This window comes from Enterobacter cloacae complex sp. HYC074_NIDB (genome assembly GCF_056673345.1).
The window spans coordinates 1,069,691-1,091,810 of record NZ_CP114214.1 but is presented as its reverse complement, the minus strand read 5'-3'; the positions used below and the strand labels follow the sequence as shown (position 1 = coordinate 1,091,810).

The window sequence follows — 22,120 nt, the reverse complement described above, 5'->3', positions numbered from 1 at the left end:
ACAGTAATGTAACCTTCCCGTAAAATGCCCCCACACTTTAAACGCCACCAGACTCCCGTGGAATTGAGGTCGTTAAATGAGACTCAGGAAATACAATAAAAGTTTGGGATGGTTGTCATTATTCGCAGGCACTGTATTACTCAGTGGCTGCGATTCTGCACTACTAGACCCCAAAGGACAGATTGGACTGGAACAACGTTCATTGATACTGACGGCTTTTGGCCTGATGTTGATTGTGGTTATTCCTGCCATCTTGATGGCTGTTGGTTTCGCCTGGAAGTATCGTGCGAGCAATAAAGATGCGAAGTATAGCCCTAACTGGTCACACTCCAATAAAGTGGAAGCTGTGGTCTGGACGGTACCTATTCTGATCATCCTGTTCCTTGCTGTACTGACCTGGAAAACCACTCACGCACTTGAGCCGAGCAAACCGCTGGTTCACGATGAAAAACCGATTACCATTGAAGTGGTCTCCATGGACTGGAAATGGTTCTTCATCTATCCAGAACAGGGCATTGCTACCGTGAATGAAATCGCCTTCCCGGCGAACACTCCGGTTCAGTTCAAAGTGACCTCCAACTCCGTAATGAACTCCTTCTTCATCCCACGTCTGGGCAGCCAGATTTACGCGATGGCCGGTATGCAGACTAACCTGCACCTGATCGCGAATGAAGCAGGCACCTACGACGGTATCTCCGCCAGCTATAGTGGCCCGGGCTTCTCGGGTATGAAGTTCAAAGCTATCGCTACGCCAGACCGCGCGACTTTCGACCAGTGGGTTGCAAAAGCGAAGCAGTCTACCAACACCATGTCTGACATGGCGGCGTTCGAAAAAGTGGCTGCACCTAGCGAATATAACAAGGTGGAGTACTTCTCTAACGTGAAACCGAATCTGTTCAAAGATGTTATTGGCAAATTTATGGATCACGGCATGAGCATGGACATGACCCAGCCTGAAGGCGAGCACAACACGCACCAGGGTATGGAAGGCATGGACATGAGCCACGCGGAAACCGCTCACTAAGGGGCCGAGGAAGAAAATGTTCGGAAAATTGACACTGGATGCAGTGCCCTACCATGAACCGATTATTATGGTTACGGTGGCTGCAATTATCATTGGTGGCGCGGCCTTAGTTGGCCTGATCACTTACTTCGGTAAGTGGAGCTACCTGTGGAATGAGTGGCTGACTTCGGTTGACCACAAAAAACTCGGTATCATGTACTGCATCGTCGGTATCGTCATGTTAATTCGTGGCTTTGCGGATGCAATCATGATGCGTAGCCAGCAGGCGCTTGCGTCTGCGGGCGAAGCCGGCTTCCTGCCACCGCACCACTACGATCAGATCTTTACCGCCCACGGCGTTATCATGATCTTCTTCGTGGCGATGCCGCTGGTAATCGGTCTGATGAACGTGGTCGTTCCGCTGCAAATCGGCGCGCGCGACGTTGCGTTCCCGTTCCTGAACAACCTGAGCTTCTGGTTTACGGTTGTCGGCGTTATCCTGGTTAACCTGTCACTGGGTGTGGGCGAATTTGCTCAGACCGGCTGGCTGGCCTACCCGCCGCTGTCGGGAATTGAGTACAGTCCGGGCGTGGGCGTTGACTACTGGATTTGGGCGCTTCAGCTCTCCGGTGTCGGTACCACTCTGACCGGCATTAACTTCTTCGTGACCATCCTGAAGATGCGTGCACCAGGTATGACGATGTTCAAGATGCCAGTATTTACCTGGGCATCTCTGTGCGCCAACGTCCTGATTATCGCGTCGTTCCCAATTCTGACTGTCACCATCGCGCTGCTGACCCTGGATCGCTATCTGGGTACCCATTTCTTCACGAATGATATGGGTGGCAACATGATGATGTACATCAACCTGATTTGGGCCTGGGGTCACCCGGAAGTGTACATCCTGGTTCTGCCGGTGTTCGGTGTGTTCTCCGAAATCGCGGCAACCTTCTCGCGTAAACGTCTGTTTGGTTACACCTCTCTGGTGTGGGCAACCGTATGTATTACCGTTCTGTCGTTCATCGTCTGGCTGCACCACTTCTTCACTATGGGTGCGGGCGCCAACGTAAACGCCTTCTTCGGTATTACCACCATGATTATCGCGATCCCGACCGGGGTTAAGATCTTCAACTGGCTGTTCACCATGTACCAGGGCCGTATCGTGTTCCACTCAGCCATGCTGTGGACCATCGGCTTCATCGTGACCTTCTCCGTAGGTGGGATGACCGGGGTACTGCTGGCGGTACCTGGTGCTGACTTCGTTCTGCACAACAGTCTGTTCCTGATTGCGCACTTCCATAACGTTATCATCGGTGGCGTGGTCTTCGGCTGCTTCGCTGGCGTAACCTACTGGTGGCCAAAAGCGTTCGGCTTCACGCTGAACGAGAAATGGGGTAAACGCGCGTTCTGGTTCTGGATCATTGGCTTCTTCGTAGCATTTATGCCGCTGTACGTGCTGGGCTTCATGGGTATGACCCGTCGTCTGAGCCAGCAGATCGATCCGCAGTTCCACCCAATGCTGATGATTGCAGCAGGCGGCGCAGCGCTGATTGCCTGCGGTATTCTGTGCCAGCTGATTCAGTACTACGTGTCTATCCGTGACCGTAACCTGAACCGCGACCTGACCGGTGACCCGTGGGGTGGCCGTACGCTGGAGTGGTCTACCTCTTCTCCACCTCCGTTCTATAACTTTGCCGTAGTGCCGCACATTCATGAGCGTGACGCATTCTGGGAAATGAAAGAAAAAGGTGAAGCGTACAAGCAACCTGAACATTACGAAGAGATCCATATGCCGAAAAACAGCGGTGCGGGCATCGTCATTGCCGCCTTCGCAACGGTATTTGGTTTCGCAATGATCTGGCACATCTGGTGGATGGCGATTGTTGGCTTCGCTGGCATCGTAATCAGCTGGATTGTGAAGAGCTTTGACGAGGACGTGGACTACTACGTACCAGTCCGTGAAGTTGAAAAGCTGGAAAACCAGCATTTTGACGAGATTTCTAAAGCGGGGCTGAAAAATGGCAACTGATACTCTGGCGCACTCGACTGCCCACGCGCATGAACATGCGCACCATGATACAGGACCGACGAAAGTCTTCGGTTTCTGGATCTACCTGATGAGCGACTGCATCCTGTTCTGCTGTCTGTTCGCAACCTATGCCGTTCTGGTGAACGGCACAGCGGGCGGCCCGACCGGTAAGGACATCTTTGAGCTGCCGTTCGTACTGGTTGAAACCGCACTGCTGTTATTCAGCTCCATCACCTACGGCATGGCGGCTATCGCCATGTACAAAAACAACAAGAGCCAGGTTGTCTCCTGGCTGGCGTTGACCTGGCTGTTTGGTGCTGGCTTTATCGGGATGGAAATCTATGAATTCCATCACCTGATCATGGAAGGTTTCGGCCCGGATCGTAGCGGCTTCCTGTCAGCGTTCTTCGCGCTGGTCGGCACCCACGGTCTGCACGTGACCTCGGGTCTGATCTGGATGGCGGTACTGATGTTCCAGATCTCCCGTCGCGGCCTGACCAGTACTAACCGTACCCGTATTATGTGCCTGAGCCTGTTCTGGCACTTCCTGGACGTGGTATGGATCTGTGTGTTCTCTGTTGTCTATCTGATGGGGGCGATGTAATGAGTCATTCTAACGATCATGGCGCTTCCCACGGCAGCGTAAAAACCTACATGACAGGTTTCATCCTGTCGATCATTCTGACGGTGATCCCGTTCTGGATGGTGATGAACGGTTCTGCATCTAAGCCGGTTATCCTGGGCGCAATCCTGGTGACCGCGGTGATTCAGATTCTGGTGCATCTGGTTTGCTTCCTGCACATGAACACCAAGTCCGATGAAGGCTGGAACATGACGGCCTTTATCTTTACCGTGATTATCATCGCTATCCTGGTAGTCGGTTCCATCTGGATTATGTGGAACCTTAACTACAACATGATGGTTCACTAAGAGCGGCGAGTATGTTTAAGCAATACCTGCAAGTCACGAAACCAGGCATCATCTTTGGCAACCTGATCTCCGTAATCGGAGGGTTCCTGCTGGCCTCTAAAGGCAGCATTGATTACACCCTCTTTATTTACACGCTGGTCGGTGTGTCACTGGTGGTTGCGTCCGGTTGTGTATTTAACAACTACATCGACATGGATATCGACAAGAAGATGGAAAGGACCAAAAATCGGGTGCTGGTTAAAGGCCTGATTGCCCCTTCCGTCTCGCTGGTGTACGCCACCTTGCTGGGTATTGCTGGCTTTATGCTGCTGTGGTTTGGTGCTAACCCACTGGCCTGCTGGCTGGGGGTGATGGGGTTCGTGGTGTATGTAGGCGTCTACAGCCTGTATATGAAACGTCACTCCGTCTACGGCACGCTGATTGGTTCTCTCTCCGGCGCTGCGCCGCCGGTGATTGGCTACTGCGCCGTCACGAACGAGTTCGACAGCGGTGCGCTGATCCTGCTGGCTATCTTTAGCCTGTGGCAGATGCCGCACTCCTACGCCATCGCGATTTTCCGCTTTAAGGATTATCAGGCGGCGAACATTCCGGTTCTGCCGGTCGTGAAAGGCATTTCGGTTGCCAAGAACCACATCACGCTCTACATCATCGCTTTTGCCGTGGCAACGCTGATGCTCTCTCTGGGCGGTTACGCCGGATATAAATATCTGGTGGTAGCAGCTGCGGTGAGCGTCTGGTGGCTCGGCATGGCCCTGCGCGGTTACAAAGTGGAAGATGACAAGGTCTGGGCACGCAAGCTGTTTGTGTTCTCGATTGTCGCCATCACCTCCCTGTCCGTGATGATGTCCGTAGACTTCATGGTGCCTGATTCACAAAACCTGCTGACTTACGTCTGGTAAGCTATAGCAAGGACATAAAGGGGTGCTTCGGCACCCCTTTTTTATTCATGAAATCTATTAGTAACGTATGTAATATTTGTTAAATAACCGATTATTTACCCCGCCCCTTCCCCGCACTACACTATGGCCTGCTTTTGAACTGAGGTGGTAATGAACGATTATAAAATGACGCCAGGCGAACTGCGTGCGACCTGGGGTTTAGGGACTGTTTTCTCGCTGCGGATGCTTGGCATGTTTATGGTCCTGCCCGTTCTGACCACATATGGCATGGCGTTACAGGGTGCCAGCGAAGCGCTGATCGGTCTGGCGATCGGTATCTACGGCCTGGCGCAGGCAATATTCCAGATCCCCTTTGGCTTGCTCTCCGACCGAGTGGGTCGCAAACCGCTGATTGTCGGCGGGCTGCTGGTGTTTGTGCTCGGCAGCATCATCGCCGCCCTCTCCCACTCCATCTGGGGAATTATTCTTGGGCGCGCCCTGCAAGGTTCCGGGGCGATTGCCGCCGCCGTGATGGCGCTGCTGTCAGACTTAACCCGCGAGCAAAACCGCACCAAAGCCATGGCGTTTATCGGCGTCAGCTTTGGCGTCACGTTTGCCATTGCCATGGTGCTGGGGCCCGTTATCACCCATTCACTCGGCCTGCACGCCCTGTTCTGGATGATTGCGGTGCTGGCGACCATCGGGATCGCACTCACGCTGTGGGTTGTACCTGACAGTAAAAACCACGTCCTCAACCGTGAATCCGGGATGGTCAAAGGCTGCTTCAGCAAAGTCATCGCCGAGCCGCGCCTGCTTAAGCTGAACTTCGGCATTATGTGCCTGCACATTCTGCTGATGTCCACCTTTGTCGCCCTGCCCGGTCAACTGGCCTCAGCAGGTTTTCCGGCGGCAGAGCACTGGAAAATTTATCTGGTCACAATGCTGATCTCGTTTGTCTCCGTTGTGCCCTTCATTATTTACGCCGAAGTGAAGCGCAAAATGAAACGCGTCTTCGTGGGCTGCGTGGCGTTACTGCTGATTGCCGAGATTGTGCTGTGGGGCGCCGGCCCGCATTTCTGGGAGCTGATCGCGGGCGTACAACTGTTCTTCCTGGCCTTTAATCTGATGGAAGCCCTGCTGCCGTCGCTTATCAGCAAAGAGTCTCCGGCAGGATACAAAGGCACCGCGATGGGCATTTACTCCACCAGCCAGTTTCTCGGCGTGGCGATCGGCGGGTCACTCGGCGGCTGGGTGGATGGTCTGTTTGACTCCCAGACCGTTTTCCTCGCCGGTGCGCTGCTGGCGATGCTCTGGCTGTTTGTGGCCAGCACCATGAAAGAGCCGCGTTACGTGAGTAGCCTGCGGGTAGAAATTCCCGATGACGTGGCAATCGGTGACGCGTTACAACAGCGTCTGGAAGCGACAGAGGGCGTGAGCGAAGTGCTGATTGTCCCGGAAGAGCGCAGTGCGTATGTCAAAATTGACAGCAAAGTGACTAACCGCTTTGAGGTAGAGCAGGCGCTGAAGGCCTGAAAAAATGCCCGGTTTAGCCGGGCATGATTGTCTTAATCGCGGAAGTTTTTAAACTGGAATGGCTGACCGAGATCGCCGCCACGCACCAGCGCCATCACGGATTGCAGGTCATCACGGGATTTTCCGGTCACGCGGATCTCTTCCCCCTGGATCTGCGCCTGCACTTTGAGCTTACTGTCTTTGATAAGCTTCACGATTTTCTTCTGCACGGCGCTTTCAATCCCCTGCTTCAGCTTCGCTTCCACAAACCAGGTTTTGCCGCTGTGAACAAAATCTTCCGGCACATCGAGTGAGGTCCCTTCAATGCCGCGCTTGAGCAGCTTGGCGCGCAGGATATCCAGCAACTGGTTGACCTGGAAATCAGACTCGCTCAGGACTTTGATCGTCTTGTTCGCGTCGTTCAGTTCAATGGTCGCCTCAACGCCACGAAAATCGAAACGTGACTCAACCTCACGGACAGCATTTTCTACGCCGTTACGCGCTTCCTGCAAATCAACTTCAGAAACAATATCGAAAGATGGCATCTTTTCTTCTCCCTTCATTTTTGTTGCGTTGCATAATACCCGCAACGAGGCATAACGAGAAGCTTAGCTGATGGCGCTATACTTAGCGTCATAGCACCTGGCGCCGTTGCAGGTGAGGAGGAACGATGAAAGTAACAGTGCTTGGATGCGGAGCCCTTGGCCAACTCTGGCTTACAGCGCTATGCAAACAGGGACACGACGTTCAGGGCTGGCTGCGAATTCCCCAGCCCTATTGCAGTGTGAACGTGATGGGTACAGACGGTTCAATTTTTAATGAGTCTTTAACGGCAAACGATCCGGAATTTCTTGCCACCAGCGATTTGCTGCTGGTCACGCTGAAGGCCTGGCAGGTCTCCGATGCGGTGAAAAGCCTGGCCGCCCAGTTACCTGAAAGCACGCCAATCCTGCTGATTCACAACGGTATGGGTACCATTGAAGAGCTAAAATCTGTCCGGCAACCGCTGCTGATGGGGACAACCACCCACGCGGCGCGTCGCGACGGTAACGTCATTATCCATGTTGCCAGTGGTATCACTCATATCGGTCCCGCGCGTGAACAGCCCGGCGATTACAGCTATCTTGCGGATACCCTGCAAAGCACGCTGCCTGACGTCGCCTGGCACAATAACATTCGCGCGGAACTGTGGCGCAAACTGGCGGTGAACTGCGCGATTAATCCGCTGACCGCCCTGCTGGATTGCCCTAACGGTGAACTGCGCCAGCATCCTGATCGGGTAGCGCTGATTTGCCGGGAAGTTGCCGCCGTCATTGAACGCGAAGGCTACCACACCTCAGAGTCCGATTTACGTTATTATGTCGACCAGGTCATTGAGAGTACGGCAGAAAATATCTCCTCAATGTTGCAGGATATCCGGGCTATGCGGCATACCGAAATTGATTACATTACCGGTTATCTGTTAAAACGCGCCCGGGCACACGGCATTACCGTTGCGGAAAACAGCCGTCTGTTTGAGTTAGTAAAACGAAAGGAGAGTGAGTATGAGCGCATCGGCACTGGTATGCCTCGCCCCTGGTAGCGAAGAGACAGAAGCGGTCACCACCATTGATTTGCTGGTACGTGGTGGTATTAAGGTTACTACCGCCAGCGTCGCCAGCGACGGAAGCCTGGCGATTACCTGCTCGCGTGGGGTGAAGATTCTGGCGGATGCACCGCTTGTACAGGTGGCGGACGGTGATTACGACATTATCGTTCTGCCGGGTGGTCTGAAGGGGGCTGAGTGTTTCCGCGACAGCCCGCTGCTGGTTGAAACCGTTCGTCAGTTTCATCTTTCCGGGCGTATCATCGCGGCAATCTGTGCAGCCGCAGGTACGGTGCTGGTTCCGCACGACATTTTCCCCATCGGCAATATGACCGGCTTCCCTGGTCTGAAGGATACAATTCCGGAAGACCAGTGGGTGGATAAACGCGTGGTCTGGGATCCGCGCGTTAACCTGCTCACCAGCCAGGGGCCGGGCACCGCCATTGATTTTGGCCTGAAGATTATTGACCTGCTGGTTGGGCGCGAAAAAGCGTACGAAGTCGCGTCATCACTGGTGATGGCGGCGGGGATTTATAACTACTACGAATAAAAAAGCCGGGTGGCGCCAGGTAAAAGCAAAACGGCAACCCGAGGTTGCCATTTTTAATGTTTGCGGCCTCTCCCTGCGGGAGAAGGACGGGGTGAGGGCATCAGGCCGCACTCCTCGACAATAAACTACGGGCGATACACCTTCACGTTCGCGAAGCCCTGCTCACGCAGATACAGCGCCTGCAAACGGCTCATGACCCCACGCTCACACCACAGCAGATACGTTTTGCTCTGGTCGAGATCGCCAAACTGGGTGCTCAGCTTGTAGAACGGCAGCGAAACCACCTCCACGCCTTCCACCTGCAACGGCTTGTCATCCTGCTCATCAACAGAACGGATATCCAGAATCGTATCGTTAGCACCAAAGCCGCTGACCGTCTCCACCTCAACCACTTCCTGCTCGGTCTGCTGGGCGATCTCACGGATATCGATGTTGGACGCTTCCGCCACCACTTTTTCCAGGATGCTGAAATCGAAGTTCTCTTCTTCCGCTTCGATCTTCGCCTTCACCGCTTTAATGGTTGGACTTTTTGAGATCACACCGCAATATTCCGGCATGGTACGGGCAAAATCTTCAGTACCGATTTTACGCGCCAGATCGATGATGTGCTCTTTATCGTGAGAGATCAGCGGGCGCAGGATCAGCGTATCAGACACGTTGTCGATAAGACGCAGGTTGGTCAGCGTCTGGCTGGAGACCTGCCCCAGCGCTTCACCGGTGACCAGCGCCTGCACGCCGTAGCGCTCAGCCACTTTGGACGCCGCGCGCACCATCATACGTTTCAGGACCACGCCCATCTGGCCGTCGTCCACTTTTTCGAGGATTTCGCCGACCACCGGCTCAAAGTTGATCGCCACAAAACGCACGCGGTGAGAGCTGCCGAAGCGGTTCCACAGGTAATGCGCCACCTGACGTACGCCGATTTCATGCGCCGCGCCGCCCAGGTTAAAGAAGCAGTAGTGCACGCGGCAGCCGCGACGCATCAGCATGTAGCTGGAGACGCCGGAGTCGAAGCCGCCCGAGATCAGCGACAGCACATCTTCTTGCGTGCCGATCGGGAAACCACCAATACCTTCATAACGACCCTTAACCAGCAGCAGACGATCGTTCTCGATCTCAAGGTTAACGGTGACGTCCGGGTTAGTCAGGCGCACGCGCGCCGTCTCAACGTGCTGGTTCAGACCGCCGCCGACGTAGCGCTCGACTTCAATCGAGCTGAACTCGTGTTTACCACGACGCTTCACGCGCACGCAGAAGGTTTTGCCTTCGATCTGGTCGCGGTACTGTACCAGCGCCTTTTCGAAGATATCGTGCATATCGCTGAACGGAACGTCTTCCACTTCCAGAATATGGTGAATACCCGGGATACGGGTCAGCGCGTCGCGAATATCAAGACGTTTGCTTTCGTCTTTCGCGCGGACTTCAACGTGGTCCCAGTGACGCACCACAGCGAGCGTTTCGTCGTAGTGTTTTAATACGTTACGAATGTTCCCGGTGAGAATTTTAATAAAGCGCAAACGCACAGATTGGCTTTTGATGGTGATTTCGGGGAACAATTTAATGATAAACTTCATGGCGGCAATGTTTCTTAGGCAAGCTTATAAAGGCTTGTAGTGGAAAATGATACAGCAGCCCACACCCGTGGCTGCATCCAGGCGCGCAAGTATACCACCATCGCGCCACTCGCGTTATTTGATAATTGCCCCGAGTCCGTTACCATGTTGGGGCGAAGAATATAAGAGTTAATTCACTATGCCGAAGAAGAACGACGCACCGGCCAGTTTTGAAACTGCGCTGAGTGAGCTTGAGCAGATTGTTACCCGCCTCGAGAGCGGCGATTTACCGCTGGAAGATGCCCTCAACGAATTTGAACGCGGTGTGCAGCTTGCGCGCCAGGGGCAGGTAAAGCTTCAGCAGGCCGAGCAGCGTGTGCAGATCCTGCTTTCCGACAGCGAAGACGCTAAAACCACGCCATTCACACCGGACGCCGAGTAAATGGATTTTTCCAACGCGCTTCAGGCGCGCGTCATCCGCGCCAACGACGCGCTGCGCCGTTTCATTGAGCCGCAGCCTTTTCAGAACACTCCACTGGTTGAAGCCATGCACTATGGCGCACTCTTGGGGGGTAAACGCCTGCGTCCATTCCTGGTGTATGCCACGGGCAACATGTTCGGTATCAGCGATAACACGCTGGACGCCCCGGCAGCCGCTGTGGAGTGTATCCACGCCTATTCCCTGATCCACGATGATTTGCCAGCCATGGACGATGACGATCTGCGTCGCGGTCAGCCAACCTGCCATATCAAATTTGGCGAAGCGAATGCCATTCTGGCGGGTGATGCGCTGCAAACTCTGGCCTTCTCCATTCTGAGCGATGCGCCGATGGTTGAAGTGAGCGATCGCGATCGTCTGGCAATGGTGTCCGAACTGGCAATGGCCAGCGGCGTCGCCGGGATGTGCGGCGGCCAGGCGCTGGATTTAGAGGCTGAAGGTCGTCAGGTTACTCTGGAACAGCTGGAGCGCATCCACCGTCACAAAACGGGCGCACTGATTCGTGCAGCCGTTCGCCTGGGCGCGCTGAGCGCGGGTGAACGCGGGCGTAAAGCCCTGCCGATTCTGGACAGATACGCAGAAAGTATCGGTCTGGCATTCCAGGTTCAGGATGACATTCTGGATGTGGTGGGCGATACTGCAACATTGGGAAAACGTCAGGGTGCGGATCAGCAGCTTGGCAAAAGTACCTATCCCGCCCTGTTGGGCCTTGAGCATGCCCAACGTAAAGCCCGGGATCTGATAGACGATGCCCGCCAGTCGCTGAATGAGCTGGCCGCGCAATCGCTGGATACCTCGGCACTGGAAGCGCTAGCGGACTACATAATCCAGCGTGATAAATAAACTATAAATCTCGATGAGCCTTTGATGAGTTTTGATATTGCCAAATACCCGACACTGGCGTTAGTTGACTCCACTCAGGAGTTACGTCTGTTGCCGAAAGAGAGTCTGCCGAAGCTGTGTGACGAGCTGCGTCGCTACCTGCTCGACAGCGTTAGCCGCTCCAGCGGCCACTTCGCCTCCGGACTTGGCACGGTTGAGCTGACCGTGGCGTTGCATTACGTCTATAACACGCCGTTCGATCAGCTGATCTGGGATGTCGGCCACCAGGCCTATCCGCACAAAATTCTGACCGGACGTCGCGATAAAATTGGCACCATTCGCCAGAAAGGTGGCCTGCACCCGTTCCCGTGGCGCGGCGAGAGTGAATATGACGTGTTAAGCGTCGGCCACTCTTCCACCTCCATTTCTGCGGGCATTGGTATTGCCGTTGCCGCAGAAAAAGAGAATAAACAACGTCGCACTGTCTGCGTGATTGGCGACGGGGCGATCACCGCCGGGATGGCCTTTGAGGCCATGAACCACGCGGGCGATATCAAACCGGACATGCTGGTGATCCTCAACGATAACGAAATGTCGATCTCCGAGAACGTCGGCGCGCTGAATAACCATCTGGCGCAGCTGCTGTCCGGCAAGCTTTACTCCTCACTGCGTGAAGGCGGTAAAAAAGTCTTCTCCGGCGTACCGCCGATCAAAGAGCTGCTTAAGCGTACCGAAGAACACATCAAAGGCATGGTCGTGCCGGGTACGCTGTTCGAAGAGCTGGGCTTTAACTATATCGGCCCGGTGGACGGCCACGATGTGCTGGGTCTGGTGACGACGCTTAAAAACATGCGCGACCTGAAAGGCCCTCAGTTCCTGCATATCATGACCAAAAAAGGGCGTGGTTACGAACCGGCGGAGAAAGATCCGATCACCTTCCACGCGGTGCCTAAGTTCGACCATACCAGCGGCTGCCTGCCGAAAAGCAGCGGCGGGATGCCGAGCTACTCAAAAATCTTCGGCGACTGGCTGTGCGAAACGGCGGCGAAAGACAACATGCTGATGGCGGTGACGCCTGCCATGCGTGAAGGCTCCGGCATGGTGGAGTTTTCCAAAAAATACCCGGACCAGTATTTCGACGTCGCCATTGCCGAGCAACACGCGGTAACTTTTGCTGCGGGCCTGGCGATTGGCGGCTACAAGCCGGTGGTGGCGATCTACTCTACCTTCCTGCAACGCGCCTACGATCAGGTTATCCATGACGTTGCCATCCAGAAGCTGCCGGTGCTGTTTGCTATCGATCGCGCGGGCATTGTGGGGGCTGACGGCCAGACGCACCAGGGCGCGTTTGATCTCTCCTTCCTGCGCTGTATCCCGGACATGGTGATCATGACGCCAAGCGACGAAAACGAGTGTCGTCAGATGCTGTATACCGGTTACCACTATCAGGACGGCCCCTGCGCCGTACGTTATCCGCGCGGTAATGCCCTTGGCGTTGAATTACAGCCGCTGGAAAAACTGGATATCGGTAAAGCTCTGGTGAAACGCCGCGGTGAAAAAGTGGCGATCCTGAACTTTGGTACGCTGATGCCGGAAGCGGCAAAAGTCGCTGAAAACCTGAATGCGACGCTGGTCGATATGCGCTTCGTGAAGCCGCTCGATGAATCTCTGATTCTGAGCATGGCGGAAAGCCATGACGTGCTGGTCACGCTGGAAGAGAACGCCATCATGGGTGGCGCGGGTAGCGGCGTGAACGAAGTGCTGATGGCGAACCGTAAGGCCGTTCCGGTGCTTAATCTCGGCCTGCCGGACCACTTCATCCCGCAAGGCACCCAGGATGAGGCGCGCGCCGACATTGGTCTGGATGCCGCCGGTATCGAAGCCAAAATCCGCACCTGGCTGGCCTGATCCCTCCCCTTTTCTGCTCCTGCTATGCTTAAACGTATTGTTTAAACAGCAGGAGCGGAACCATGCAATACACGACATTAGGAAAAACGGACCTTAAGGTGTCCCGGCTTTGCCTGGGATGCATGACGTTTGGCGAGCCTGACCGGGGAAATCATGCCTGGACGCTGCCGGAAGAGAGCAGCCGCCCCATCATCAAGCGCGCCATTGACGGCGGCATCAACTTCTTCGATACCGCCAACAGCTACTCCGACGGCAGCAGCGAAGAGATTGTTGGCCGCGCCCTGCGAGATTTTGCCCGTCGTGATGACGTTGTGGTCGCCACTAAGGTTTACTACCCGTCAGGCGACCTGGCGGAAGGCCTTTCTCGCGCGCAGATCCTGCGTTCTATTGATGACAGCCTCAGACGCCTGAACATGGATTACGTCGACCTGCTGCAAATCCACCGCTGGGATTACAACACCCCGATCGAAGAGACGCTTGAAGCGTTGAACGACGTCGTGAAAGCCGGTAAAGCGCGCTACATCGGCGCATCGTCCATGCATGCCTCACAGTTTGCCCAGGCGCTCGATCTCCAGGCACAGCACGGCTGGGCGCGCTTTGTCACCATGCAGGATCACTACAACCTGATTTACCGGGAAGAAGAGCGCGAGATGCTGCCGCTCTGCTACCAGGAAGGCGTGGCGGTGATCCCGTGGAGCCCGCTGGCGCGCGGAAGGTTAACCCGTCCGTGGGGCGAAACCACCGCCCGGCTGGTATCGGACGAAGTGGGTAAAAACCTGTATGACGATACAGAAGCCAGCGATGCGTTAATTGCCGAACGCTTAGCCGGGATCGCCGACGATATCGGTGCAACGCGCGCGCAGGTGGCACTGGCGTGGCTGCTGAGCAAGCGCGGTGTCGCCGCGCCGATTGTGGGCACATCGCGGGAAGAACAGCTGGATGAGTTGTTGAGTGCGGTGGACTTATCGTTGACGCCGGAGCAGATTGCCGAGCTGGAGACGCCGTATCAGCAACATCCGGTGGTAGGGTTTAAATAAACAATTCAGGGAACAAAATCCGTAGGCCGGGTAAGCGCAGCGCCACCCGGCAATACAGAGCGCACAAAATTACGCGAAGTGATCGTACCCTTTCCAGTCAAGCGTAACCGGGGCGCCGTCGCGGACAAACAGCAGCCCTTCACTTTCCGGCATCACCTGCCCGATGCAGGTAAATTTCGCCCCCAGATGCGCTAACGCCACATCCAGCGTCCCGCGATTCAGCTCGGGCACCGTGAAGCACAGCTCATAATCTTCTCCACCGGATAACGCCCATCGCAGCGCCTGCTCAGGCTCGGCATGGCGACGCAACGGCTCTGACAGAGGGAACAGATCCAGATCGATCCGCGCGCCCACGCCGCTGGCTTTCAGGATATGGCCGAGATCGGAGATCAGCCCGTCAGACAAATCGATAGCCGAACTGGCCCGCTCGCGCAGCGCCTGACCGTGCAAAATACGCGGCGTGGGCCGCAGATGGCGCTTCACCAGGTACGCCGCATCGTCAGCATCTTCAACCGTTAAACGGTTCTGAAGGATTGCCAGCCCTGCCGCGCTATCCCCCGGCGTACCGGTCACGTAGATCCAGTCGCCCGGTTTTGCGCCCGAACGTTTCAGCGCACGCCCGGCAGGCACATAGCCGTGGATTGCCAGGGTCATCGACAGCGGACCGGCAGTGGTATCACCGCCAATCAGCTGCATATCGTAATAATTCAGCTGCTCAAACAGGGCATCGCTGAAGGCTTCAAGCCAGGCTTCATCCACCTCTGGCAAGGTCAGAGCCAGCGTCAGCCAGGCCGGGTCGGCGCCCATTGCCGCCAGATCGCTGACGTTCACCGCCAGCGCTTTATACGCCAGATCGGCAGGATCGATGTCGGGCAGGAAATGTCGCCCACACACTAAGGTGTCGGTGCTGATTGCCAGCGTCTGTTTTTCGGGAATATTGAGAAGTGCGCAGTCATCGCCAATGCCGGTTTCAACATCAAGACGAGAGGTTCTGACACGGTCGAAATAACGGGCAATCAGGGAGAATTCGCCGCATGCCATACGTTATGCCTCAGCAAATAAAAGAAAAAACCGGAGCCGCACTGCCCGTCAGGCAATGCAGAACTCCGGTTTGCGGATCACTTTTTGTGGGGACGGATCGCAGGTGCGGCTTTATCCAGCACGCCGTTAACAAACTTGTGGCTGTCTTCAGCGCCGAAGGTTTTCGCCAGTTCGATCGCTTCGTTGATGGCCACTTTGTACGGCACATCATCACGTTTAGACAGCTCAAACAGCGCGATACGCAACACTGCTTTTTCGACCTGGCCCAGCTCTTCGAGCAGACGGGACAGGTATGGCTTCATCAGACCATCGAGATACGCGCTATTAGTCGCCACTCCCGACAGCAGTTCACGGAAGTACAGAACGTCAACGTCTTTCACGTCCTGTTCTGACAGGAACTGGTATTCAACATCAGCGATGTCGTTCTGGGACAACTGCCAGGAGTAAAGTGCCTGGACGGCACATTCACGGGCGCGGCGACGAGCAGCAGGTTTCACGGAATTCCCCTTACAAAAAAATCAGGCCTTGATGGCTTTCAATACATTGATCATTTCAAGCGCGGTCAGTGCAGCTTCTGCACCTTTGTTACCGGCTTTGGTGCCAGCACGTTCGATGGCTTGTTCAATACTTTCGGTGGTCAGCACGCCGAACGCGACAGGAATTTCAGCATCCTGCGCAACGTGCGCCAGACCATTGCTTGCACCGCCCGCAACGTATTCGAAGTGCGCAGTGCCGCCACGAATAACAGTACCCAGCGCAATCACCGCGTCGTATTTACCGGTTTTCGCCAGCGCGCCCGCTGCCAGTGGCAGTTCGTAAGCACCTGGTACCCAAACGACGGTAATGTTGTCATCTTTAACCTGGCCGATACGTTTCAGGGCGTCAACCGCACCTTCCAGCAGGCTATCATTGATGAAGTTGTTGAAACGCGCAATGGTGATGGCGACGCGAGCGTCCGGGGTAGCTACAGCAGCTTCAATAATGTTCATACTCTTCCTTTACGGGTTCATTTGGCCCCGCAGGGGGGCGGATTTTATCATAATACTTTGCGTACTGCTTCCCTATTTCAGGAGCAATTACGCTGTCGTTAAATGGAGGCAGACATCCGGGCCTACCGGACGAATCTCACTGAATGAGAGTTGCGGCGCATCGGCCAGTTTTTCAAGGCCGGGCAGCACAAACAGGCCGCGCGCGTCGTTACCTAACAGTTTAGGCGCAACGTAGACGAGAAGCTCATCCACCAGCCCCGCCTGAAGCAGTGCGCCGGCGAGCGTCGGACCGGCTTCAACCCAGATACTGTTGACCTGCTGTTTGCCGAGCAACATCATCAGCACCACCAGATCCAGATGCCCGTTATGTTCCGGCACCGTAATGCTGCGCACGCCTTGCGGCCATTCGCGCGTATCTTCTTTGGTGCGTGCAATCCAGGTTTCCCCCGGCTGCTGCACGATGCGGTGCTCCGGCGTCACGCGGTTCTGGCTATCAATAATAATGCGCAGCGGCTGACGCAGGTTCTCCTGCGGATAGAGCGCCTGCGTATCTGCATTCAGCTCTTCCCAGCGTACGGTCATGGCCGGATCGTCAGCCAGTACCGTTTCACTGCTGGTGAGAATAGCATGGCTTTGCGCGCGCAGACGTTGCACATCGCGCCTTGCCTGTGGCGAGGTGATCCACTGGCTCTCGCCGTTCGCCATCGCCGTGCGGCCATCCAGTGACGCGCCAAGCTTAAGCTGGATAAACGGGAAGCCGGTGCGCATACGCTTCAGGAAGCCTTTATTCAGGGCTTCCGCATCCTGCATCATCAGGCCGTGGCTGACGTCGATTCCTTCCTGTTGCAGACGATACAGTCCGCGGCCCGCTACCTGCGGGTTAGGATCCTGCATGGCGGCGACAACGCGCGAGACGCCCGCCGCAATCAGCGCTTCACAGCACGGCGGCGTACGCCCATGGTGGCTGCATGGCTCCAGCGTCACATAGGCCGTCGCGCCACGCGCTTTCTCCCCCGCCATGCGCAAGGCATGCACTTCAGCATGCGGCTCGCCTGCGCGATAGTGAAAACCTTCCCCCACGATCTCACCATCTTTAACAATGACGCACCCGACATTGGGGTTAGGGTGAGTGGTAAACCGACCGCGCTGCGCCAGCTTCATGGCTCGCGCCATGTACATCTCGTCGTGCATGGTCTTAATCCTGTAAGCGGGCGATCTCTTCGCCAAACTCTTTGATGTCTTCGAAGCTGCGGTAAACGGAGGCAAAGCGGATATAGGCGACTTTATCGAGCTTTTTCAGCTGTTCCATCACCAGATTGCCGATCATTTTGCTCGGCACTTCGCGCTCACCTAACCCCCGCAGATAAGATTTAATGTGGTTTAACGCCATTTCGACGTCATCGGAGCTGACGGGCCGTTTTTCCAGCGCCTTGAGCATCCCGCTACGCAGTTTTTCTTCATTGAACGGTTCGCGCACATCGTTACTTTTTACCACGCGCGGCATTACCAACTCTGCCACCTCGAAGGTGGTAAAACGCTCGTTGCACACCAGACACTGCCGACGACGACGCACGGAAGACCCTTCGCCTACAAGACGTGAGTCGATGACTTTGGTATCCACAGCGGAGCAAAATGGGCAATGCATACGATGTCCCTGTTATCTGGTTAACTGATTTCTATTTTACCCTGAACTGGCCCGACAACAAAGGAAGAGCTTTTTGAGACAAAGGATCTATGCCTGACGGCACTATCCTGTCTACCATTGCAGCAATCTGTGATTTCAAGGAATTAAACGCAATGACAAGACGTTACCTGAAAATAGTGCTGGTGGGGAGCCTGTTCACGCTTAGCGCCTGCGCACAGCAAAGCGAAGTCCGCGAGATGAAACAAAGCGTGAATACGCTTAACGTGGCGATGGACAAACTTAATAAAGAAACCGTGAAGATCACCCAGCAGAACGCGCTGAATGCCAAATCCAGCAATGGCGTTTATTTATTGCCAGGTGCAAACACGCCCGCGCGTCTGAACAGCCAGATTGGCACGCTAAAGATGTCTCTGGTGAATGTTGCAGCGAATGCCGATGGTACTCGCGCAACATTACGCATTCAGGGTGAGTCCAACGATCCGCTGCCCGCGTTCAGCGGCACCGTAGAGTGGGGCCAGATTCAGGGCACCACGGAGAGCTATCAGGAAGTGAACGTGAAGAATCAGCTCTTCACCGCCCCCGCCAGCACGCTGGCGCCGAGCGATGTTGACATCCCGCTCCAGCTGAGCGGACTGACGCCAGAACAGCTGGGCTTTATCCGTATTCACGACATTCAACCCGCCGCGCAATAACCCGCCCTTTTAGCGGAGTGAAATGTCACTCCGCTAACATTTACATTTCGTATGGATTGGCAACATAAATGATTGCCGCTACAATCGCGCCCGTCTAAAGTACGCAAACGTGAACGCAATCGATTACGTATGTGAGAGATATGTGAAACAACACATATTTTTGTGAGCAAGGATTCCTATAATAGGCTCCGCAGAAACACGAAATATTTAGAAACGCAATTCGCGCATTTTTCACTCCCGGAAGGGAATTTCAATCAGTGGCATGATTATGAAAAAAACATTACTCGCAGCCGGTGCAGTTCTGGCACTGTCCTCCTCTTTCACTGTTAACGCAGCGGAAAACGACAAACCACAATACCTCTCCGACTGGTGGCACCAGAGCGTTAACGTGGTAGGCAGCTACCATACCCGTTTCGGACCGCAGATCCGTAACGATACTTACCTCGAGTACGAAGCATTCGCTAAAAAAGACTGGTTTGATTTCTATGGCTACATGGACGCACCGGTATTCTTCGGCGGTAACACCGACGCGAAAGGTATCTGGAACCACGGTTCCCCACTGTTCATGGAGATCGAACCACGCTTCTCCATTGATAAACTGACTGGTACCAGCCTGGCGTTTGGTCCGTTCAAAGAGTGGTATTTCGCAAACAACTACATCTACGACATGGGCCGCAACAAGTCCGGTCGCCAGAGCACCTGGTATATGGGTCTGGGTACAGACATTGAGACTGGCCTGCCGATGAGCCTGTCCATGAACGTCTACGCAAAATACCAGTGGCAGAACTACGGCGCTGCGAACGAGAACGAGTGGGATGGCTACCGTTTCAAAGTGAAATACTTTGTGCCAATTACCCAACTGTGGGGCGGCAACCTGAGCTATATCGGCTTCACCAACTTTGACTGGGGTTCAGACCTGGGCGATAACGATTTCCGCGACCTGAACGGCAGAAAAGCGCGCACTAACGACTCCATCGCGTCCAGCCACATCCTGGCGCTGAACTACGATCACTGGCACTACTCTGTTGTTGCGCGTTACTGGCACAACGGTGGTCAGTGGAACGACGACGCCAGCCTGAACTTCGGCAACGGCGACTTCAGCGTTCGTTCTACCGGTTGGGGCGGTTACCTGGTCGTGGGTTACAACTTCTAATCAGTGCGGGATTGTGCGGGCTGGTGCCCTCACCCCTTCCCTCTCCCACGGGAGAGGGCGCAAACACAAAAAACGGCAACATCGTTGCCGTTTTGCTTTTACCTCGCCACCCGGCTTTTTACTGCTTCACCTTGCGCAAAAAATCCGCCAGCGACCTGTCCGCGCTTTCGCTAAAGTGTCTTTCCGTCAGCGTAATATGCAAACACCGGTCGAGACGGAAGCAGCGATAGTCATCGCGCCGTTCACACCACGCGGCCAGCAGCCAGTGCTCACCCCAGAAGAACAGCCCCAGCGGCTGAACCTCACGCCAGGTTAACTGCCCGGCTTCATCGCGATAGTGCAGCGCCAGCACACGCAGGGCAGAAATTGCCTGGTGGATCACGTCGAAACCACTACGGGAGTGTGGCTGAAGGGCAATATCCGGCGCGTAAATTCGCGTCTGTTCAGCTTTGCGGCGGCTCTCTTCTGGCAGGATCGCCAGCACTTTTTCCTGGGCCGACTCCAGCTCGCGCGACAGCGATTCCCCGCCCCAGGTTTTGAGCAGACGGATCGCCACCATCAGCGCCTCGGACTCCTTGTTGGTCAGCATCAACGGGGGTAAATCAAAACCCGACATTAGCCGATATCCGCTTCCCGCCTCGCCTTCCACCGGCACGCCGGAAAGCGACAGGTCGCGGATATCGCGGTACACCGTGCGCTCGGACACGCCAAGCCTTTCCGCCAGATGCGCTGCCGTTGTCAGACGCCTGCCCCGCAGGATCTGCACAATCTGGAACAAACGGTCAGCGCGTCGGGTCATCGGTTTACTCTCATACCGGTTGATGGAGGCCGACGCGATTACCTTCGCTGTCGGTAAACAGGGCTATAGTGCCAATGCCTTGCGGCAGTTCCAGCGGGCCAAACACGCACTCACCGCCCGCAGAAGCAATACGATCGAGCGTGGCCGCCAGATTGTCAGTATGCAGGTAAATAATAGCGCCCTGCGAAGAAGGTGTAACGCCGTCAAATTTCGCCAGCGCGCCGCCGGTGGCCGGATCCTCGTGCGGGAAAACCGCCAGCTCAGCCACGTCCATCTTCTCGCGCCGCAGCGCGACCTGCATCACCGACTCATAAAATTTGATGGCGCGATCCATATCGGCGACCGGAATTTCAAACCAGTTAATAACACTTTTCATACGTCCTCCTGCCTGTTGTTAGGGTTCAGAAGGAGTCTACGACAGGGCTCCTGACAGCATACTGTCAGGAGTGTTTGTGAGATGCAGACAAAATAAATCCCGGCCAGCAGGCCGGGATTTCGATACCGCATAAGACGCTTACGGCAGAATGGACGGCTGATCCGCCCCTTCTTTCTCGACTTTCTGCTGGATCAGATGCTCGCGCTTCATGCCCAGCTTCAGCGCCAGCGCGGACGCGACGTAGATAGACGAGGCCGTACCGATAGACACACCGATCAGCATGGTCAGCGAGAAGCCTTCCAGCACCGGGCCACCGAACAGGAACAGCATCAGGATCACCATCAGGGTGGTGCCGGAGGTGATCAACGTACGGTGCAGCGTCTGGGTCAACGACACGTTAAAGATTTCGTACGGCGTGCCGCGACGGATCTTACGGAAGTTTTCACGAATACGGTCAGATACCACGATACTGTCGTTCAGTGAGTAACCGATAACGGACATCAGGGATGCCACAATCGTCAGGTCAATCTCAATGTGGAAGAGAGACAGTATGCCCATGGTGATCACCACGTCGTGCGCCAGGGCGATAACCACGCCTGCCGCCAGTCGCCACTCAAAGCGGAAACCGACGTAAATCAGGATCGAGATCAGCGCCACAAGCAGCGCCATCGCACCGGTCTGCGCCAGGTCAGCACCAACGCTCGGGCCGACAAACTCAATACGCTTAACCGTTGCATCCTGGCTGGTCGTTTCGTTAATAACCTGAACGACCTTGCTGCCCAACTCCTGGCTGCCGTTGGCATCGTGTACCGGCGGCATACGCACCATGATGTCGCGGCTGCTGCCGAAGTTCTGTAGCAGCGGCTCTTCAAAGCCCGCTTTTTGCAGAGACTCACGCATCTGGTCCATATCGACCGGTTTTTCCAGGGTAATTTCGATCACCGTACCACCGGTGAAATCCAGGCCCCAGTTAAAGCCTTTCACGCCCATAATGACGATGGACAAGATCAGCAGAAAACCTGAAATGCCGAAGGCCCAGTAGTCCCAGCGCATAAAGTCCCAGACTTTACGGCCGTGGTTCAATTGTTCAACAGTATATTCCTGTGCCACAACGCACTC

Annotated in this window: 24 protein-coding genes; 14 read left to right on the top strand and 10 right to left on the bottom strand. The window is 55.2% G+C overall.

Translation table 11 applies throughout. The features are described from left to right. Positions 1-76 precede the first annotated feature (76 nt). The 6 genes from cyoA (at position 77) to O1724_RS05225 (ending at position 6,373) form a co-directional block, all read left to right on the top strand. Entirely contained in the window at positions 77-1,024 is a 948-nt protein-coding gene (cyoA, locus tag O1724_RS05250; RefSeq protein WP_003859054.1) for a cytochrome o ubiquinol oxidase subunit II, read from the top strand. Positions 1,025-1,040: 16 nt separating this feature from the next. Further along, on the top strand, positions 1,041-3,032 hold the full coding sequence (gene cyoB / locus O1724_RS05245; protein WP_022650473.1) for a cytochrome o ubiquinol oxidase subunit I: 1,992 nt from the start codon (positions 1,041-1,043) through the stop codon (positions 3,030-3,032). Beyond that, the gene (locus O1724_RS05240) at positions 3,022-3,636 is read left to right on the top strand and encodes a cytochrome o ubiquinol oxidase subunit III (RefSeq protein WP_003859057.1); all 615 of its coding nucleotides are present in this window, start codon (positions 3,022-3,024) and stop codon (positions 3,634-3,636) included. The genes cyoB and O1724_RS05240 overlap by 11 nt, the downstream gene beginning before the upstream one ends. Beyond that, positions 3,636-3,962, top strand: coding sequence for a cytochrome o ubiquinol oxidase subunit IV (locus O1724_RS05235; RefSeq protein ID WP_006809888.1), 327 nt, complete (start codon positions 3,636-3,638; stop codon positions 3,960-3,962). The genes O1724_RS05240 and O1724_RS05235 overlap by 1 nt, the downstream gene beginning before the upstream one ends. Positions 3,963-3,973: 11 nt before the next feature. After that, positions 3,974-4,861 carry a heme o synthase gene (cyoE, locus tag O1724_RS05230; protein WP_003859062.1) on the top strand — a complete coding sequence of 296 codons (888 nt, stop codon included), beginning with the start codon at positions 3,974-3,976 and terminating at the stop codon, positions 4,859-4,861. Positions 4,862-5,011: 150 nt separating this feature from the next. Continuing rightward, the gene (locus tag O1724_RS05225; protein ID WP_022650465.1) at positions 5,012-6,373 is read left to right on the top strand and encodes an MFS transporter; all 1,362 of its coding nucleotides are present in this window, start codon (positions 5,012-5,014) and stop codon (positions 6,371-6,373) included. A gap of 32 nt (positions 6,374-6,405) precedes the next feature. Here the strand turns inward: O1724_RS05225 and O1724_RS05220 are convergent, their stop codons facing one another. Continuing rightward, complete coding sequence (locus O1724_RS05220) at positions 6,406-6,897, bottom strand: YajQ family cyclic di-GMP-binding protein (protein WP_017383179.1); 492 nt, start codon at positions 6,895-6,897, stop codon at positions 6,406-6,408. A 125-nt stretch (positions 6,898-7,022) separates the two neighbouring features. Between O1724_RS05220 and panE the strand changes: the two genes are divergently transcribed. Together panE and yajL are read left to right on the top strand one after the other, a co-directional pair. Then, entirely contained in the window at positions 7,023-7,934 is a 912-nt protein-coding gene (gene panE / locus O1724_RS05215) for a 2-dehydropantoate 2-reductase (RefSeq protein WP_022650464.1), read from the top strand. Further along, positions 7,897-8,487, top strand: a complete 591-nt coding sequence (yajL, locus tag O1724_RS05210) for a protein deglycase YajL (RefSeq protein ID WP_023315520.1) — start codon at positions 7,897-7,899, stop codon at positions 8,485-8,487. Before panE ends, yajL begins: the two co-directional genes overlap by 38 nt. A 125-nt stretch (positions 8,488-8,612) precedes the next feature. Here yajL and thiI read toward each other — a convergent pair whose 3' ends face one another. Then, complete coding sequence (gene thiI / locus O1724_RS05205; protein ID WP_022650463.1) at positions 8,613-10,061, bottom strand: tRNA uracil 4-sulfurtransferase ThiI; 1,449 nt, start codon at positions 10,059-10,061, stop codon at positions 8,613-8,615. Between the two features lie 178 nt (positions 10,062-10,239). Here thiI and xseB point away from each other — a divergent pair, with 178 nt between their 5' ends. The 4 genes from xseB (at position 10,240) to O1724_RS05185 (ending at position 14,306) form a co-directional block, all read left to right on the top strand. Continuing rightward, positions 10,240-10,482 (top strand): exodeoxyribonuclease VII small subunit, encoded by a 243-nt coding sequence (gene xseB / locus O1724_RS05200; RefSeq protein WP_003859094.1) that lies wholly within the window; start codon positions 10,240-10,242, stop codon positions 10,480-10,482. Further along, complete coding sequence (gene ispA / locus O1724_RS05195) at positions 10,483-11,382, top strand: (2E,6E)-farnesyl diphosphate synthase (protein WP_032608639.1); 900 nt, start codon at positions 10,483-10,485, stop codon at positions 11,380-11,382. 24 nt (positions 11,383-11,406) lie between these two features. Then, positions 11,407-13,269, top strand: coding sequence for a 1-deoxy-D-xylulose-5-phosphate synthase (dxs, locus tag O1724_RS05190; protein WP_023315518.1), 1,863 nt, complete (start codon positions 11,407-11,409; stop codon positions 13,267-13,269). A gap of 62 nt (positions 13,270-13,331) precedes the next feature. Then, positions 13,332-14,306: an aldo/keto reductase gene (locus tag O1724_RS05185; RefSeq protein ID WP_017383171.1), complete on the top strand. Its 975-nt coding sequence runs from the start codon at positions 13,332-13,334 to the stop codon at positions 14,304-14,306. Between the two features lie 69 nt (positions 14,307-14,375). Here O1724_RS05185 and thiL read toward each other — a convergent pair whose 3' ends face one another. From thiL to nrdR, 5 genes are all read right to left on the bottom strand, one after another. After that, positions 14,376-15,347: a thiamine-phosphate kinase gene (gene thiL, locus O1724_RS05180; RefSeq protein ID WP_023315516.1), complete on the bottom strand. Its 972-nt coding sequence runs from the start codon at positions 15,345-15,347 to the stop codon at positions 14,376-14,378. A gap of 77 nt (positions 15,348-15,424) precedes the next feature. Then, entirely contained in the window at positions 15,425-15,844 is a 420-nt protein-coding gene (nusB, locus tag O1724_RS05175) for a transcription antitermination factor NusB (RefSeq protein ID WP_006809908.1), read from the bottom strand. Between the two features lie 21 nt (positions 15,845-15,865). Further along, complete coding sequence (gene ribH, locus O1724_RS05170; protein ID WP_003859098.1) at positions 15,866-16,336, bottom strand: 6,7-dimethyl-8-ribityllumazine synthase; 471 nt, start codon at positions 16,334-16,336, stop codon at positions 15,866-15,868. Between the two features lie 87 nt (positions 16,337-16,423). Beyond that, entirely contained in the window at positions 16,424-17,527 is a 1,104-nt protein-coding gene (gene ribD / locus O1724_RS05165) for a bifunctional diaminohydroxyphosphoribosylaminopyrimidine deaminase/5-amino-6-(5-phosphoribosylamino)uracil reductase RibD (protein ID WP_022650459.1), read from the bottom strand. 4 nt (positions 17,528-17,531) lie between these two features. Then, complete coding sequence (gene nrdR, locus O1724_RS05160; protein WP_003859099.1) at positions 17,532-17,981, bottom strand: transcriptional regulator NrdR; 450 nt, start codon at positions 17,979-17,981, stop codon at positions 17,532-17,534. Positions 17,982-18,133: 152 nt separating this feature from the next. On the opposite strand from nrdR, the gene O1724_RS05155 reads away from it, so the two are divergent. Together O1724_RS05155 and O1724_RS05150 are read left to right on the top strand one after the other, a co-directional pair. Further along, on the top strand, positions 18,134-18,673 hold the full coding sequence (locus O1724_RS05155; RefSeq protein WP_003859100.1) for a SadB/YajI family lipoprotein: 540 nt from the start codon (positions 18,134-18,136) through the stop codon (positions 18,671-18,673). 268 nt (positions 18,674-18,941) lie between these two features. After that, the gene (locus O1724_RS05150; protein ID WP_032610182.1) at positions 18,942-19,826 is read left to right on the top strand and encodes a nucleoside-specific channel-forming protein Tsx; all 885 of its coding nucleotides are present in this window, start codon (positions 18,942-18,944) and stop codon (positions 19,824-19,826) included. A gap of 118 nt (positions 19,827-19,944) precedes the next feature. Here O1724_RS05150 and O1724_RS05145 read toward each other — a convergent pair whose 3' ends face one another. The 3 genes from O1724_RS05145 to secF form a co-directional block, all read right to left on the bottom strand. After that, on the bottom strand, positions 19,945-20,625 hold the full coding sequence (locus tag O1724_RS05145; RefSeq protein WP_022650457.1) for a helix-turn-helix transcriptional regulator: 681 nt from the start codon (positions 20,623-20,625) through the stop codon (positions 19,945-19,947). A 10-nt stretch (positions 20,626-20,635) separates the two neighbouring features. Beyond that, positions 20,636-21,001, bottom strand: a complete 366-nt coding sequence (locus O1724_RS05140) for a VOC family protein (RefSeq protein WP_023315514.1) — start codon at positions 20,999-21,001, stop codon at positions 20,636-20,638. Between the two features lie 138 nt (positions 21,002-21,139). Further along, positions 21,140-22,111, bottom strand: coding sequence for a protein translocase subunit SecF (gene secF, locus O1724_RS05135; protein WP_003859105.1), 972 nt, complete (start codon positions 22,109-22,111; stop codon positions 21,140-21,142). Between the last annotated feature and the right edge of the window lie 9 nt (positions 22,112-22,120).

Excerpts from the sequence above, each read along its gene's own strand:
- cyoA (WP_003859054.1), top strand. The coding sequence starts at position 77 with ATGAGACTCAGGAAATACAATAAAAGTTTGGGATGGTTGTCATTATTC.
- cyoB (WP_022650473.1), top strand. The coding sequence starts at position 1,041 with ATGTTCGGAAAATTGACACTGGATGCAGTGCCCTACCATGAACCGATT.
- O1724_RS05240 (WP_003859057.1), top strand. The coding sequence starts at position 3,022 with ATGGCAACTGATACTCTGGCGCACTCGACTGCCCACGCGCATGAACAT.
- O1724_RS05235 (WP_006809888.1), top strand. The coding sequence starts at position 3,636 with ATGAGTCATTCTAACGATCATGGCGCTTCCCACGGCAGCGTAAAAACC.
- cyoE (WP_003859062.1), top strand. The coding sequence starts at position 3,974 with ATGTTTAAGCAATACCTGCAAGTCACGAAACCAGGCATCATCTTTGGC.
- O1724_RS05225 (WP_022650465.1), top strand. The coding sequence starts at position 5,012 with ATGAACGATTATAAAATGACGCCAGGCGAACTGCGTGCGACCTGGGGT.
- O1724_RS05220 (WP_017383179.1), bottom strand. The coding sequence starts at position 6,897 with ATGCCATCTTTCGATATTGTTTCTGAAGTTGATTTGCAGGAAGCGCGT.
- panE (WP_022650464.1), top strand. The coding sequence starts at position 7,023 with ATGAAAGTAACAGTGCTTGGATGCGGAGCCCTTGGCCAACTCTGGCTT.
- yajL (WP_023315520.1), top strand. The coding sequence starts at position 7,897 with ATGAGCGCATCGGCACTGGTATGCCTCGCCCCTGGTAGCGAAGAGACA.
- thiI (WP_022650463.1), bottom strand. The coding sequence starts at position 10,061 with ATGAAGTTTATCATTAAATTGTTCCCCGAAATCACCATCAAAAGCCAA.
- xseB (WP_003859094.1), top strand. The coding sequence starts at position 10,240 with ATGCCGAAGAAGAACGACGCACCGGCCAGTTTTGAAACTGCGCTGAGT.
- ispA (WP_032608639.1), top strand. The coding sequence starts at position 10,483 with ATGGATTTTTCCAACGCGCTTCAGGCGCGCGTCATCCGCGCCAACGAC.
- dxs (WP_023315518.1), top strand. The coding sequence starts at position 11,407 with ATGAGTTTTGATATTGCCAAATACCCGACACTGGCGTTAGTTGACTCC.
- O1724_RS05185 (WP_017383171.1), top strand. The coding sequence starts at position 13,332 with ATGCAATACACGACATTAGGAAAAACGGACCTTAAGGTGTCCCGGCTT.
- thiL (WP_023315516.1), bottom strand. The coding sequence starts at position 15,347 with ATGGCATGCGGCGAATTCTCCCTGATTGCCCGTTATTTCGACCGTGTC.
- ribH (WP_003859098.1), bottom strand. The coding sequence starts at position 16,336 with ATGAACATTATTGAAGCTGCTGTAGCTACCCCGGACGCTCGCGTCGCC.
- ribD (WP_022650459.1), bottom strand. The coding sequence starts at position 17,527 with ATGCACGACGAGATGTACATGGCGCGAGCCATGAAGCTGGCGCAGCGC.
- nrdR (WP_003859099.1), bottom strand. The coding sequence starts at position 17,981 with ATGCATTGCCCATTTTGCTCCGCTGTGGATACCAAAGTCATCGACTCA.
- O1724_RS05155 (WP_003859100.1), top strand. The coding sequence starts at position 18,134 with ATGACAAGACGTTACCTGAAAATAGTGCTGGTGGGGAGCCTGTTCACG.
- O1724_RS05150 (WP_032610182.1), top strand. The coding sequence starts at position 18,942 with ATGAAAAAAACATTACTCGCAGCCGGTGCAGTTCTGGCACTGTCCTCC.
- O1724_RS05145 (WP_022650457.1), bottom strand. The coding sequence starts at position 20,625 with ATGACCCGACGCGCTGACCGTTTGTTCCAGATTGTGCAGATCCTGCGG.
- O1724_RS05140 (WP_023315514.1), bottom strand. The coding sequence starts at position 21,001 with ATGAAAAGTGTTATTAACTGGTTTGAAATTCCGGTCGCCGATATGGAT.